15 protein-coding genes are annotated in these 13,172 nt (G+C 64.9%); 14 read left to right on the top strand and 1 reads right to left on the bottom strand.

The window, feature by feature from the left end; all coding sequences use genetic code 11:
* The first annotated feature begins 69 nt into the window (after positions 1 to 69).
* Genes fabF through ACQ4OD_RS20120 form a run of 6 tightly spaced genes read left to right on the top strand, consistent with a single transcriptional unit; the run spans position 70 to position 5,732 of the window.
* Positions 70 to 1,314 (top strand): beta-ketoacyl-ACP synthase II, encoded by a 1,245-nt coding sequence (gene fabF / locus ACQ4OD_RS20145; RefSeq protein WP_102683587.1) that lies wholly within the window; start codon positions 70 to 72, stop codon positions 1,312 to 1,314.
* A complete protein-coding gene (gene pabC / locus ACQ4OD_RS20140) occupies positions 1,314 to 2,129 on the top strand; it encodes an aminodeoxychorismate lyase (protein ID WP_430944818.1) in 816 nt (271 codons plus the stop codon). Before fabF ends, pabC begins: the two co-directional genes overlap by 1 nt.
* 3 nt (positions 2,130 to 2,132) lie before the next feature.
* A complete protein-coding gene (gene mltG / locus ACQ4OD_RS20135) occupies positions 2,133 to 3,308 on the top strand; it encodes an endolytic transglycosylase MltG (RefSeq protein ID WP_430944817.1) in 1,176 nt (391 codons plus the stop codon).
* A complete protein-coding gene (gene tmk, locus ACQ4OD_RS20130; RefSeq protein ID WP_139672622.1) occupies positions 3,305 to 3,937 on the top strand; it encodes a dTMP kinase in 633 nt (210 codons plus the stop codon). Before mltG ends, tmk begins: the two co-directional genes overlap by 4 nt.
* Complete coding sequence (locus tag ACQ4OD_RS20125; protein WP_198754891.1) at positions 3,930 to 4,916, top strand: DNA polymerase III subunit delta'; 987 nt, start codon at positions 3,930 to 3,932, stop codon at positions 4,914 to 4,916. The genes tmk and ACQ4OD_RS20125 overlap by 8 nt, the downstream gene beginning before the upstream one ends.
* 33 nt (positions 4,917 to 4,949) lie before the next feature.
* Positions 4,950 to 5,732, top strand: coding sequence for a TatD family hydrolase (locus ACQ4OD_RS20120; RefSeq protein ID WP_102683581.1), 783 nt, complete (start codon positions 4,950 to 4,952; stop codon positions 5,730 to 5,732).
* Between the two features lie 246 nt (positions 5,733 to 5,978).
* On the opposite strand, the gene ACQ4OD_RS20115 is transcribed toward ACQ4OD_RS20120, so the two are convergent.
* Positions 5,979 to 7,112 (bottom strand): aminotransferase class V-fold PLP-dependent enzyme, encoded by a 1,134-nt coding sequence (locus ACQ4OD_RS20115; RefSeq protein ID WP_139672616.1) that lies wholly within the window; start codon positions 7,110 to 7,112, stop codon positions 5,979 to 5,981.
* Positions 7,113 to 7,185: 73 nt separating this feature from the next.
* Here ACQ4OD_RS20115 and ACQ4OD_RS20110 point away from each other — a divergent pair, with 73 nt between their 5' ends.
* The 8 genes from ACQ4OD_RS20110 to ACQ4OD_RS20075 form a co-directional block, all read left to right on the top strand.
* Entirely contained in the window at positions 7,186 to 7,821 is a 636-nt protein-coding gene (locus ACQ4OD_RS20110; RefSeq protein WP_023630645.1) for a TetR/AcrR family transcriptional regulator, read from the top strand.
* 128 nt (positions 7,822 to 7,949) lie between these two features.
* The gene (locus ACQ4OD_RS20105; RefSeq protein ID WP_102683579.1) at positions 7,950 to 8,918 is read left to right on the top strand and encodes a GTP 3',8-cyclase MoaA; all 969 of its coding nucleotides are present in this window, start codon (positions 7,950 to 7,952) and stop codon (positions 8,916 to 8,918) included.
* Between the two features lie 66 nt (positions 8,919 to 8,984).
* Positions 8,985 to 9,590, top strand: a complete 606-nt coding sequence (locus tag ACQ4OD_RS20100; protein ID WP_023629097.1) for a DUF4823 domain-containing protein — start codon at positions 8,985 to 8,987, stop codon at positions 9,588 to 9,590.
* A gap of 11 nt (positions 9,591 to 9,601) precedes the next feature.
* Positions 9,602 to 10,162 (top strand): DUF1285 domain-containing protein, encoded by a 561-nt coding sequence (locus ACQ4OD_RS20095; RefSeq protein ID WP_198754894.1) that lies wholly within the window; start codon positions 9,602 to 9,604, stop codon positions 10,160 to 10,162.
* A gap of 107 nt (positions 10,163 to 10,269) precedes the next feature.
* On the top strand, positions 10,270 to 10,683 hold the full coding sequence (locus ACQ4OD_RS20090) for a GFA family protein (protein ID WP_198754895.1): 414 nt from the start codon (positions 10,270 to 10,272) through the stop codon (positions 10,681 to 10,683).
* A gap of 74 nt (positions 10,684 to 10,757) precedes the next feature.
* On the top strand, positions 10,758 to 11,096 hold the full coding sequence (locus ACQ4OD_RS20085) for an FKBP-type peptidyl-prolyl cis-trans isomerase (RefSeq protein ID WP_102683576.1): 339 nt from the start codon (positions 10,758 to 10,760) through the stop codon (positions 11,094 to 11,096).
* A 189-nt stretch (positions 11,097 to 11,285) separates the two neighbouring features.
* Complete coding sequence (locus ACQ4OD_RS20080) at positions 11,286 to 11,948, top strand: hypothetical protein (RefSeq protein ID WP_023629101.1); 663 nt, start codon at positions 11,286 to 11,288, stop codon at positions 11,946 to 11,948.
* A 45-nt stretch (positions 11,949 to 11,993) separates the two neighbouring features.
* A partial coding sequence (locus ACQ4OD_RS20075) for a D-amino acid dehydrogenase (protein WP_430944816.1) occupies positions 11,994 to 13,172 on the top strand: 1,179 nt, incomplete at its 3' end.

The raw sequence follows: 13,172 nt of genomic DNA, 5'->3' as shown, positions 1-13,172 counted from the left end.
CTGCCATTCCATTCGCCATGGCAAGTGCACTGGCAAGAGACTCTGTTATTTGGAAATGAGGAGAGTACTGTGTCGCGTAGACGCGTCGTGGTCACTGGTATGGGTATGCTGTCGCCACTGGGTACCGATGTACCGAGCACCTGGCAGGGCATTCTGGCTGGCCGCAGTGGCATTGGTCCGATCGAGCATACGGATCTGTCTGCCTACTCCACCCGTTTTGGCGGCTCGGTGAAGGGCTTCGAAGTCGAGCAGTACCTGTCGGCCAAAGAGGCCCGCAAGCTCGACCTGTTCATTCAGTACGGCCTGGCGGCCGGCTTCCAGGCGGTGCGCAATGCCGGGCTGGAAGTCACCGATGCCAACCGTGAGCGCATCGGCGTGGCCATGGGTTCGGGGATCGGCGGGCTGACCAACATCGAGGAAACCAGCCGTACCCTGCATGAGCAGGGGCCGCGGCGGATTTCGCCGTTCTTCGTGCCGGGCTCGATCATCAACATGATCTCCGGCTTCCTGTCGATCCACCTGGGTCTGCAGGGGCCGAACTATGCAATCGCCACTGCCTGCACCACAGGCACCCACTGCATCGGCATGGCCGCGCGCAACATCGCCTACGGCGAAGCCGACGTGATGATCGCCGGTGGCGCCGAGATGGCCGCCTGCGGCCTGGGCATGGGCGGCTTCGGTGCTTCCCGTGCGCTGTCCACCCGCAACGACGAGCCGGCCCGTGCCAGCCGTCCCTGGGACAAGGGGCGTGACGGCTTTGTGCTGTCCGATGGTGCCGGCGCCCTGGTGCTCGAAGAGCTGGAGCATGCCAAGGCTCGTGGCGCGACCATCTACGCCGAGCTGGTCGGTTTCGGCATGAGCGGTGACGCCTACCACATGACCTCGCCGCCCGATTCCGGCGAAGGCGCCGCTCGCTGCATGGCCAATGCCCTGCGTGATGCTGGCATCCAGCCTGAGGACGTCAGCTACATCAACGCCCACGGCACCTCGACGCCGGCTGGCGACGTGGCCGAAGTGGCCGCGATCAAGCGGGTGTTCGGCGAGCATGCCTACAAGCTGGCAGTGAGTTCGACCAAGTCGATGACTGGCCACCTGCTCGGCGCTGCCGGTGCGGTAGAGGCGATCTTCAGCGTCCTGGCGATCAACAGCCAGATGGCGCCGCCGACCATCAACCTGGACGAACCGGACGAAGGTTGCGACCTGGACTTCGTGCCGCACCAGGCGCGCAGCATGCCGATCGATGTGGTGCTGTCCAACTCCTTCGGCTTTGGCGGGACCAACGGTTCGCTGGTGTTCCGCCGGTTCGCCGGCTGATGCTCAGCTGGGTCGATGGCCAGGACGCGGCTGCGGTCAATCTGCAGAACCGTGGCCTGGCCTACGGCGATGGTCTGTTCGAGACCATCGCCGTGCGCGGCGGCAGGCCCAGCCTGCTCGCGCAGCATGTCGACCGCCTGGCGCTGGGTTGCCAGCGCCTGGCGATCGAGGCCGACCTGACGCTGGTTCGCAATGAACTGTTGCAATTCGCCCGGCAACTGAGCGAAGGCGTCGCCAAGCTGATCCTGACCCGCGGCGACAGCCAGCGCGGCTATGCCCTGCTGGCTGGTGCGCAGGCGCGGCGTATCCTGCAAGGCGGCCCCTTGCCGGCCTATCCGACGCAGCATGCCGAGGTCGGCGTGCGGCTGTTCCCCTGTGAGACGCGCCTTGCGGAACAACCGCTGCTGGCCGGGCTCAAACACCTCAACCGCCTCGAGCAGGTGCTGGCCCGTGCCGAATGGCAGGACAGCGCGTTTGCCGAAGGCTTGATGCGTGACGCCCAAGGGCGGGTGATCGAAGGGGTGTACAGCAACCTGTTCCTGGTGCGTGATGGCGTACTGTTCACCGCCGACCTGAGCCGTTGTGGCGTGGCCGGGGTGATGCGTGCGGCATTGCTGGAACAGGCCGCGCTGCTGGGGATTCCCACGCAGGTGCGCGACCTTCCGTTCGAGGCGCTGCAGCAGGCTGACGAAGTATTCCTCTGCAACAGTGTCTATGGCGTCTGGCCCGTGCGTGAATTCGCCGCGCTGAACTGGCCGGCAGGGCCGCTCACCCGTAAACTGCAGGCCGTTGCCCGTACGTTACTGGATACCTGATTCGTGAGACGCAAATTCCTGCTGCTGCTGGAAATGAGCTTGATCCTCGCCGGCCTGGCACTTGGCTGGGCTGCCTGGAAGGTCAACTCGGTCCTGGAGCAGCCGCTGCAAGTGGCACAGGAGCGCATGCTCGACGTGCCCAATGGCACGACGCCAAACCGTATGTTCTACCGGATGCAGGGCGAAGGCCTGCTTGATGACCCGCTGTGGCTGCGCCTGTACTGGCGTTTCAACATGTCCGGCACGGCGTTGCACACCGGTGAATACCGCCTGACCCCGGGCATGACCGTGGGGCAGTTGTTCGATGCCTGGAAGCGTGGCGATGTGGTGCAGTACAACCTCACCCTGGTCGAGGGCTGGACCTTCCGCCAGGTGCGCGCCGCGGTGGCGAAGCATGAAAAGCTCAAGCACACTCTTGAAGGCCTGTCCGATACCGAGGTGATGGACAAGCTTGGCCATACCGGCGTGTTCCCCGAGGGCCGTTTCTTCCCTGACACCTATCGCTTCGTGCGCGGCATGAGCGATGTCGAGTTGTTGCAGCAGGCCTACATGCGCCTGGACGAAGTGCTGGCCAAGGAGTGGGCCGAGCGCAGCACCGACCTGCCGTATCGCGACCCGTACCAGGCGCTGATCATGGCCTCGCTGGTGGAGAAGGAAACCGGCATTCCCCAGGAGCGTGGGCAGATCGCTGGCGTGTTCGTACGGCGCATGCGCCTGGGCATGATGTTGCAAACCGACCCGACCGTGATCTACGGCATGGGCGAGCGCTACAACGGCAAAATCACCCGCGCCGACCTGCGTGAGCCGACGCCCTACAACACCTACACCATGACCGGTCTGCCGCCGACGCCGATCGCCATGGTCGGGCGCGAGGCAATCCACGCCGCGCTGAACCCAAGCGATGGCTCGAGTTTGTACTTCGTCGCCCGTGGCGACGGCAGCCATGTGTTCTCCGATGACCTGGACGATCACAACAGCGCGGTGCGTGAGTTCCAGATCAAGCGGCGGGCGGATTACCGTTCGAGCCCTGCGCCGCAGGCCGAACCGACGACGCCCGAACCGCAGACGATTCCTGACGCGGCCCCTGCGCCCGCACCTGAAAGCGACGCGCCGGCCCCCACCGATGAATCCGCGCCGGCTGATACGTCGGTGCCAGTAGACCCTAAGGAACGCTCGTGAGCGGCTTGTTTATCACCCTGGAAGGCCCCGAAGGCGCGGGCAAGAGCACCAATCGTGAGTATCTGGCGGCGCGCCTGCGCGAGCAGGGCGTCGATGTGGTCATGACCCGCGAACCCGGCGGCACGCCGTTGGCCGAGCGCATCCGCGAACTGCTGCTGGCGCCGAGCGAGGAGCGCATGGCAGTCGACACCGAGCTGCTGCTGATGTTCGCCGCTCGCGCCCAGCACCTGGCCGAAGTGATCCGCCCGGCGCTGGCCCGTGGTGCCGTGGTGCTGTGCGATCGGTTCACCGACGCCACCTACGCCTACCAGGGCGGCGGCCGCGGTCTTTCGGTAGAGCGCATCGCCATCCTGGAGAGCTTTGTGCAGGGCGAGCTGCGCCCGGACCTCACCCTGGTCTTCGACTTGCCCGTGGAGGTCGGTCTGGCCCGTGCTGCGGCCCGTGGCCGGCTGGATCGCTTCGAGCAGGAGGGCCAGGCCTTCTTCGAGGCGGTGCGCCAGGCCTACCTGCAGCGCGCAGGCCAGCAGCCACAGCGCTATCGCCTGCTGGACGCCGCGCAGCCCTTGAGCGCGGTGCAGCAGGCCATCGACGCCCTGGTGCCGGGCATCCTGGAGCGTTGCCGTGGCTGAGGCCTACCCCTGGCAGCAGGCGCTCTGGCTGCAATTGGCCGGGCGTGCCCGGCACGCCCACGCCTACCTGCTGCACGGCCCCCAGGGCATCGGCAAACGGGCCCTGGCCGAACGCCTGATGGCGCGGCTGTTGTGCCAGCAGCCACAGGGCCTGGATGCCTGCGGCCAGTGCAAGTCGTGCCTGTTGCTCAAGGCCGGCAGCCACCCGGACAACTTCGTGCTGGAGCCGGAGGAGGCCGACAAGCCAATCAAGATCGACCAGGTGCGTGAACTGGTGTCGTTCGTGGTGCAGACCGCCCAGCAGGGTGGGCGCAAGGTGGTGCTGATCGAGCCGGTGGAGGCGATGAACATCAATGCCTCCAACGCCTTGCTCAAAAGCCTGGAGGAGCCCTCCGGCGACACCGTGCTGTTGCTGGTCAGCCATCAGCCCAGCCGCCTGCTGCCGACCATCAAGAGTCGCTGCCAGCAGGTCGCCTGCCCGCAGCCAAGCCTGGAACAGAGCCGCGCCTGGCTGGCCGGCGCGCTCGAAGGCAGCGATGAGCAGGAGCGCGAAGAGCTGCTGACCCTGGCCGCGGGTTCGCCGCTGATGGCGGTCAGCCTGCAGGCCCAGGGCGTGCGTGAGCAGCGGGCGCTGGTTACCGAGGGGGTGAAGAAGCTGCTCAAGCAGCAGCAGTCGCCTACCCAACTGGCCGAAGCCTGGAACGCGGTGCCCCTGTTGCTGCTGTTCGACTGGTTCTGCGACTGGTCGCACCTGATCCTGCGTTATCAGTTGACCCAGGACGAAGAGGGTTTAGGCTTGCCCGATATGCGCAAGGTGTTGCAGTACCTGGCGCAGAAGAGCCGTCAGGCCAAGGTGTTGGAGGTCCAGGCGTGGATTCTCGAGCAGCGCCAGAAGGTGCTGGGCAAGGCCAACCTCAATCGTGTACTGCTGCTCGAAGCGTTGCTCGCCCACTGGGTGCAGCTGCCGGGCATGCGTTGATTCCCACCGTTTCCTAATGTGTGTCGTGTTCCCATGCTCGTAGATTCCCATTGCCACCTCGACCGTCTCGATCTCAGTGCCCATCAGGGTTCCCTCGACGCCGCCCTGCAGGCGGCCCGCGAGCGTGGGGTGGGGCATTTCCTGTGCATTGGCGTCAGTGCCGAGAATGCCGGTGCGGTCAAGGCGTTGAGCGAGCGTTACGCCGATGTCGATTGCTCGGTGGGCGTGCACCCGCTCGACCTGGCGCCCGGTGAGACGCCGGCCCTGGAGTGGCTGTTGCGTGAACTGGCCCACCCGCACGTGGTGGCCATTGGCGAAACGGGCCTGGATTACCACTACGAGCCGGAAGCCGCCGAATTGCAGCAGGCTTCGTTCCGCCTGCACCTGGAAGCCTCCCGGCAGACCGGCAAGCCGGTCATCGTGCATACCCGTGCGGCGCGTGAGGACACCCTGGCGCTGCTGCGCGAGGCCAGCCTGCCCCAGGCCGGCGTGCTGCACTGCTTCACCGAGGACTGGCCGATGGCCAAGGCCGCGCTGGACCTGGGCTATTACATCTCGTTGTCCGGCATCGTCACCTTCCGCAATGCCGATGCCCTGCGCGAGGTGGCCCGGCAGGTGCCGGTGGACCGCCTGCTGGTGGAAACCGACTCGCCGTACCTGGCGCCCATCCCGCACCGCGGCAAACCGAACCTGCCGCAGTATGTGCGGGAAGTGGCCGAGTACGTGGCGTCGTTGCGCGGTGTGAGCTACGAGCAATTGGCCGCGCAGACCACGGGGAATTTCAAGCGCTTGTTCCCGCTGGCGCGGGTGGCCTGAGGCCTCTGCGCAGCCCCCCAAGCTTGAGGCCCGGACAAAAAAAACCCGGGTTCTGGGGGGGAATCCGGGTTAAGACCATTAGGAGTAAAACAAAGGTACACGGTCCCTGGGCACCTTTATCGGCGCGCCACTTGGGGGGGATGTGCCGCGCCAACACTTCAAGTATTGGCCAGGATTGGCGTGCTGCCAGCGGCTGCTGATCGTTTTTTAAACAGATTTGGAATACGTAGGCAGCGCCTTGCGCGATCAATGCATTGCCAATTGGCGGATCTGGCACAGTACTTCGTCGATCAGGCGCTGGTCAGTATAGAAATGTGGGGAAAATCGCACGCCAGGGCCTCGCAGGGCGCAAATTACCCCGTTATTGCTCAGGGCTCGATAAATGTCGACGTTGGCCTGGCCGTCAATGCTGAAGTTGACTATCCCTGCCCGACGTGAAGGGTCAGCAGGGCTGTGCACCTGCACGCCGGGGATCGCCAGTAAACCTTGATGCAGTTGCTCGACCCGCAGTTCCAACTGTTCGGCGACCAGCGCCATGCCCACGTCTTCCAGCAGTGACAGGCTGGCTTCCAGTGCGCAGGCGCCGAGCATGTTCGGGCTGCCGCATTCGAAGCGCCGCGCGCTGCGTGCCGGTTGCCACTCGCGGCGCTCGAAGTCGCCGAGGTGTTCCAGCATGTGCCAGCCGTAGGCGTGCAGTTTCAACTGCCTGCGCAGTTCGCTACGGCAATAGAACACGCCTAGCCCCTCTGGGCCGAGCATCCACTTGTGGCCGTCGGCCATGGCGAAGTCGCACTGATAACGCTGTACATCGAAGGGCAGGGCGCCCACCTGCTGGATGGCGTCTATGCAGAACAGCACGCCGCGCTGACGGCAGGCGACGCCGAGGCGCGCCAGGTCCAAGCGCAAGCCGCTGGCGAACTGCACGGCGCTGACCGAGAGCAGTCGCGCCCGTGGGCCGCAGGCGGCGAGCAGCGCCGCTTCCGGATCGGCGCCGGCCAGGTTCGCCTCAACGACCTCGACGCCATGGTTGGCCAGCGCTTGCCAGACCACGCGGTTGGAGGGGAACTCCTCGTCGCTGATGACGACCTGGTCGCCGGGCTGCCAGTCCAGGCCGAACGCCACCAGCGACAGCGCCTGGGAGGTGTTGCCCACCAGGGCGATATCGCCGCTGGTGGGGGCATTGAGCAGGCGTGCCAGGCGTTCGCGCAGGCGTCGTTCGGTGGCCAGCCAGGCCGGATAAGCGCTGGCACCCAGGCGTACATTGTCACGGGCGAAGCTCGCCACGGCCTCGGCGGCCCGGCGTGGCCAGGGGGCTATTGCCGCGTGGTTCAGGTAACACAGGCCCGGCGCCTGCTCGAACTCATCAAGAAACACAGACATGGTTGGAAGATCCGTGCATTTTGCCGCCAGTTAGGCATAATAATCCGCTTCGATTGTCATCCCAGTCCTTCTTATGCAGAAAGAACCTCGCAAGGTCCGTGAGTTTCGCCGTCGCGAACAAGAGATCCTCGACACGGCGCTCAAGCTGTTTCTCGAACAAGGTGAAGACAGTGTCACCGTCGAGATGATCGCCGACGCCGTGGGTATCGGCAAAGGCACGATCTACAAGCACTTCAAGTCCAAGGCGGAGATCTACCTGCGCCTGATGCTCGACTACGAGCGCGACCTGAACGCGCTGCTGCACTCGGCTGACGTCGACCGCGACAAGGAAGCCCTGTCGCGCGCCTACTTCGAGTTCCGCATGCGTGACCCGCAGCGTTACCGGCTGTTCGACCGCCTGGAAGAAAAGGTGGTCAAGGGCAACCAGGTGCCGGAAATGGTCGAGCAGTTGCACAGCATCCGTGCCTCCAACTTCGACCGCCTCACGCAATTGATCAAGGGGCGCATCAGCGAGGGCAAGCTCGAGGACGTACCGCCTTACTTCCATTATTGCGCGGCCTGGGCCTTGGTCCATGGCGCCGTGGCGCTGTATCACTCGCCGTTCTGGAGCAATGTGCTCGAGGACCAGGAAGGCTTCTTCCAGTTCCTCATGGACATCGGCGTGCGCATGGGCAACAAGCGCAAGCGCGATCCGGAAGGCGCGAACTAAAGCCCTCGCAAGATGCCTGTCGACCTTCGCCAGGCATCCTCGCTTCAAGGCTTCGACAGGAAGGCTTGCAAAAACCTGATTTTTGAGTCAGGTTTTGCCGGCCCGATTCATCCATGCCGGAGTCATCCATGATCGTCGATCGTCAAGGCAGGCGCTTTCGCAACCTGCGCGTCAGCCTGACTGCTGCCTGCAACTATGCCTGCACCTACTGCGTGCCTGACGGCAAGCGCCTGGTGGCGGCGCAGGACGAGCTCACGGCGGATGCCCTGGCCCGGGGCGTGGCGTACCTGGTCGAGGCGGCCGGGGTGGAGCGGCTGCGCATCACCGGTGGCGAGCCGCTGGTGAGCCCACGTCTGGAGGCCTTCCTCGGCGCGGTGGCCGGGCTGGGCCTCGAGGACATCAGCCTGACCACCAACGGCCAGTTGCTCGCCCGCAAGCTCCCGCTGCTGCGCGACGCAGGTATCCGCCGACTCAACGTCTCGCTCGACACCCTCGATGCCACGGCCTTTCGCCGCATCGCCCGGGGCGGCGACCTGGCCAGCGTGCTGACGGGCATGGCCCAGGCCAGTGACGCGGGGATGGCGATCAAGGTCAACATGGTGCCCATGCGCGGGCAGAACCTCGACCAGGTGCTGCCGCTGCTCGACTATTGCCTTGAGCGCGGCTACGAGCTGCGTTTCATCGAGCTGATGCGCATGGGCCACCTGGCGCGTGATGGCAACGCCTTCCTGCAGCAGTTCGTAGGCCTGGAGCAACTGCTGGCGCTGATCGGGCAGTCCCATGCCTATGAACAGGCGCCACGCCCGTTGGATGCCACGGCCTTGCGCTATCGCATTCCCGGCAAAGGTCATTTCGGGGTGATCGCCAACGAGAGCGTGCCATTCTGCCGCAGTTGTTCGCGCCTGCGCCTGTCGTCCACCGGCTGGCTGCATGGTTGCCTGTCGTCGAGTAACCGTCATTTTCTCGGGGACCTGCTCGACAAGCCCCGTCATCAAGCGCTTCCGGCATTGCAGCGGCTACTGGTGAAGGCCCTGGCGGACAAGCAGGATGTGGCATTTTCCGGCGATGTGATGGTGATGAAGGTGATCGGCGGCTGACTCTGGCGCAAAAGCTGCATCCTGCGGCTATTCGCCGGTTTTTCGTCACCGGTTTCTGGAGGAAAGATGCGTAGCCTGGTCTTGCTGCTGGCGCTGATGGCGTTGGGCGGCTGCATGAATGTCAGCGATATGGGCGAGGGCGTCCGTTACCACATGAGTGATGCGGGCCTGCTGGATCACAGCGACACCACCCGTACCCTGTCGATCCGCTTGCAGCCGGACTCGTTCATCTTCATCGGCCAGGGCGCCTTCGTGCCACCGGGCAAGGGGCCGGTGCCACGGCAGAACGCAGTGGCCGAGGAGGCCTTCAAGAGTTTCGTCGAGTACTTCCCGCTGGTGCGCCGTGCCCAAGGCCCGCTGGGGCTGGAGGACGCGATCGCCGAGGCCCGTTCGGTCGGCGCCGATTACGTGCTGTACACCCGTTTCGCCCGTACCGACGACCGTATCGGCAACGGTGACGAATGGTATGACGAGCAGGCCGTCGACCGCTTGGGCTGGGACCGTGGCGTGGTACAGATGATGTTGATCGAGACCAGCACCCGTTACCTGATCGATACGGCGCGGATCAAGAGCCGCGGCGGTTTGTTGACGTTCCACGACAACACGCCACAGGATTTGCTTGCCGCGCCAATGCGCGAGTACGCTCGTAGCCTCCTGGGCATGAGCAACTGAGCGAGCACGTCATGAGCGATTCCGGCAAGGCCAGCGATCTGCTGGCGCAGATCCCCGCGCACAAGGGGCTGCCCCCGGTGCACCTGTGGAACCCGGATTTCTGCGGCGACATCGACATGCGCATCGCGCGTGACGGCACCTGGTACTACCTGGGCACGCAGATTGGCCGCAAGCCCATGGTGCGGCTGTTCTCCACCATCATTCGCCGCGATGGCGACGACTACTTCCTGGTCACGCCGGTGGAGAAGGTCGGTATCACGGTGGATGACGCGCCGTTCGTGGCTGTGCTGCTCGATGTGCAGGGCAGTGGCGAGCAGCAGGTATTGCGCTTCACCAGCAACGTCGAGGATCAGGTCGAGGCCGGGCCGGACCATCCGCTGCGGGTCGAACTCGATCCGGTCACCCAAGAGCCTTCGCCCTATGTGCTGATGCGCGGCAATCTCGAGGCGCTGGTCCATCGCAACGTGTTCTACCAGCTGGTGGAACTGGCGGTGCCACGCGAGATCGAGGGGGAGCAATGGCTTGGGGTTTGGAGCCGGGGTACGTTCTATCCGATTGGGCGTGCTGCCTGACGATGGCGTTGTCGGGGCCGCCCAGCCCCATTGATGCGCGTTCTTGCTCTTGACCGGCCGGACCCTATACTCCAAGTCCCCAAGAACAACAGCAAGGAGCCCGGGCCATGTCACTGGAAAAGCAAGGTAGTTGCCTGTGCGGCAAAACCCGACTGAGTGTCACGCTCGAGAATAACCATGTCAGCGCTTGCCATTGCAGCATGTGCCGCAAATGGACCGGCGGCCCGCTGCTGGCAGTGCAATGCACCGAGCCCCCAGCCATCGAAGGCCCGGCCCCCATCGCCTATGACTCCTCTCCCTGGGCCCAGCGCGGCTTCTGCGGCCAGTGCGGCACGCATCTGTTCTACCGCCTGAAAGAGAGCGACATGTACGTCGTACCGGTCGGCCTGCTTGATGGCGAGGGTGACTGGAGCTTCACCGAGCAGATATTCGTCGACGAACAGCCCGCCTGGTATTGCTTCAAGAACGAGACCCGGCACCTCACCGGTCAACAGGTGTTCGACCAGTTCGCCCCCACCTGACCCGACTCGTCTTGCCAAACCTGCGCATTCCTGAGAAAACGGCGGCCACGAAAAACCGCTTCGAGGAACCTGCCATGAGCAGTGAGCTGCACGTCATCGATCTACAGGAAGGCGACGGCAAGGCCGTGGTCAAGGGTGCGCTGATCACCACCCAGTACCGTGGCACCCTGGCTGACGGCCGTGAATTCGATTCTTCCTGGGCACGCGGCAAGCCGTTTCAGTGCGTCATCGGTACCGGCCGGGTGATCAAGGGCTGGGACCAGGGCCTGATGGGCATGCGCGTGGGTGGCAAGCGCAAGCTGCAGGTACCGGCGCACCTGGGCTATGGTGAACGTTCGGTCGGTGCGATTCCGCCGAATTCGGACCTTACGTTCGAGATCGAATTGCTGGAAGTGCTGACCCGCGACGACTGAACCGCCTGTAATACTTCAGCAACACCGATGCGCTAAGGTGCTGATTGTCCAAGGAAGGTATGTGCAGTCATGGAGGAACCAAACGGGCCGCAGGCACTCTGAGCCTCACTCGCTGCCAAGGATGGCAATCACGACAGGGACATGTGGCGGGGCAACCCGATATCCAGTGCCACATAGAGCCCGCCCTGTATGAAGCTGCCAGCCTTCCTTCGCCGTCGCCGCCACTTGCTGTTGAGCCTGACGCTCGTCGCCGCCGCCGTGCCGCTGGCCCTGGATGTGGTCGAAAGCCGGGCGCAACCGGTCGACGGGACCCAGACCCTGGTGTTCCTGCGTCACGCCGAGAAACCCGGCGAGGGTCTCGGGCAGTTGAACTGCCAGGGCTTGAACCGGGCCCTGGACCTGGCCACCCTGTTGCCCGAGCGTTTCGGTGATGCCGACTACGTCTTCGCCGCCAACCCTTCACGAGGTGTCGAGGAGGGCAGCCAGGATGAGCGCTACAGTTATATCCGCCCGCTGATGACCATCAGCCCCGCCGCCATCCGCCTCGGTTTGCCGGTCAACATCGACTACGGCGCCAATGACACAGCCGCGCTGGCCGATGAACTGCTCAGTGACAAGTACCGCAATGCGACGGTCTACACGGCCTGGTCACGGGGGTATCTGCCGGAGCTGATCAACACCGTGGCCGGCAAGGCCCTGGGCGAAGACCGGGTGCTCACCGAGGACTGGCATCGCGACGATTTCGACTCCCTGTACGTGCTCACGCTGACCTGGCGCGATGGCAAGGCGACCCTGCTCAGCCGTAACGTGCGCCAGGGCCTGGATAACGGCGAGCCTGGCTGCCCGACCTGACCTGCTGTTACTGTCTGGCTTTCTGGGCCGGGCAGGGATGTGCCGATGGAGCGGGTGACGGTGATCGGAGGCGGCGTGGTCGGGCTGGCCACGGCCTATGCACTGGTGCGCGAAGGCTGGCAGGTCGACCTGGTCGAAGCTCGCGATAGCTTGGCCAGCGCGACCAGCTTCGCCAATGGTGGGCAGTTGTCATATCGCTACGTGGCGCCGCTGGCCGATGCCGGGGTGCCATGGCAAGCGCTGGGCTGGCTGTTGCGCGGCGATTCGCCGCTACGTCTGCGGCTACGTTTGGACATCGCGCAGTGGCGCTGGCTGGCGGCCTTCGTCATGGCCTGCCGTACCCGGGTCAATCGCCGCAATGCCGCCCAGTTGCTGGATCTGGCCTTGCAAAGCCAGGCCGTTCTCGCCCGCTGGCGTGAAGAGGACGGCCTCGATGGCTTCGCCTGGCGCCGCAATGGCAAGCTGGTCGCGTTTCGAACACAGCGTGCATTCGAGCACGCTCGCCAACACCTGCTGGACCCCGACACGCAACGGGTCCTCAATGCCGCCGATCTGCGCGAGCTCGACCCTGCGCTTGCCGAAGCCCCTTTCGTGGGCGGCGTGTTCACTGCGGATGAAGAGGTCGCTGACTGTCACCGCTTCTGCCTGCGCCTGGCCGAGCGCCTGCAGGCCTCAGGGCAGTGCCGGGTGCTGTTGGGGCGGCCGGTGACCCGGCTGATAGCGCGCGATGATCGTGTGGCCGCGCTGGAGCTGGGCGGTGAACAGCTGGAGGTGCAGCGCCTGGTGCTCAGCGCCGGGCACCGTAGCGCCGGCCTGGCCTTGCCCGGCTTGCACCTGCCGGTCTACCCATTGAAGGGCTACAGCCTGACCGCGCCGGTCGGTGCCACGCACCGTGCGCCCGAGGTGAGCATCACCGACTATGAACGCAAGATTGTCTATGCCCGGTTGGAGGATCAACTGCGGGTGGCGGCGATGGTGGACATCGTCGGTTATGACGAGGCGGTGGATGCCGGCAGGCTCGCGAGCATGCGCCGGTTGGCCCGCGAGACCCTGCCGGAGGCCGCTGATTACGGACAGGCGGTGGAGTGGGCTGGGATGCGGCCGGCGACGCCGACCGGGGTGCCGATCATCGAGGCCACGCGGTATCGCAACCTTTGGCTGAACTTGGGGCATGGTGCGCTGGGGTTCACCTTGGCGTGTGGCAGTGGCGAGCGACTGGCACGG

The sequence above is a fragment of the Pseudomonas sp. WC1 genome (assembly GCF_050586565.1).
Taxonomy (GTDB): domain Bacteria; phylum Pseudomonadota; class Gammaproteobacteria; order Pseudomonadales; family Pseudomonadaceae; genus Aquipseudomonas.
This window is presented reverse-complemented; position numbering and strand designations above follow the sequence as displayed.

Excerpts from the sequence above, each read along its gene's own strand:
- ACQ4OD_RS20110 (WP_023630645.1), top strand. The coding sequence starts at position 7,186 with ATGCAGAAAGAACCTCGCAAGGTCCGTGAGTTTCGCCGTCGCGAACAA.
- ACQ4OD_RS20090 (WP_198754895.1), top strand. The coding sequence starts at position 10,270 with ATGTCACTGGAAAAGCAAGGTAGTTGCCTGTGCGGCAAAACCCGACTG.
- ACQ4OD_RS20105 (WP_102683579.1), top strand. The coding sequence starts at position 7,950 with ATGATCGTCGATCGTCAAGGCAGGCGCTTTCGCAACCTGCGCGTCAGC.
- ACQ4OD_RS20120 (WP_102683581.1), top strand. The coding sequence starts at position 4,950 with ATGCTCGTAGATTCCCATTGCCACCTCGACCGTCTCGATCTCAGTGCC.
- ACQ4OD_RS20080 (WP_023629101.1), top strand. The coding sequence starts at position 11,286 with ATGAAGCTGCCAGCCTTCCTTCGCCGTCGCCGCCACTTGCTGTTGAGC.
- ACQ4OD_RS20100 (WP_023629097.1), top strand. The coding sequence starts at position 8,985 with ATGCGTAGCCTGGTCTTGCTGCTGGCGCTGATGGCGTTGGGCGGCTGC.
- pabC (WP_430944818.1), top strand. The coding sequence starts at position 1,314 with ATGCTCAGCTGGGTCGATGGCCAGGACGCGGCTGCGGTCAATCTGCAG.
- ACQ4OD_RS20115 (WP_139672616.1), bottom strand. The coding sequence starts at position 7,112 with ATGTCTGTGTTTCTTGATGAGTTCGAGCAGGCGCCGGGCCTGTGTTAC.
- ACQ4OD_RS20095 (WP_198754894.1), top strand. The coding sequence starts at position 9,602 with ATGAGCGATTCCGGCAAGGCCAGCGATCTGCTGGCGCAGATCCCCGCG.
- ACQ4OD_RS20085 (WP_102683576.1), top strand. The coding sequence starts at position 10,758 with ATGAGCAGTGAGCTGCACGTCATCGATCTACAGGAAGGCGACGGCAAG.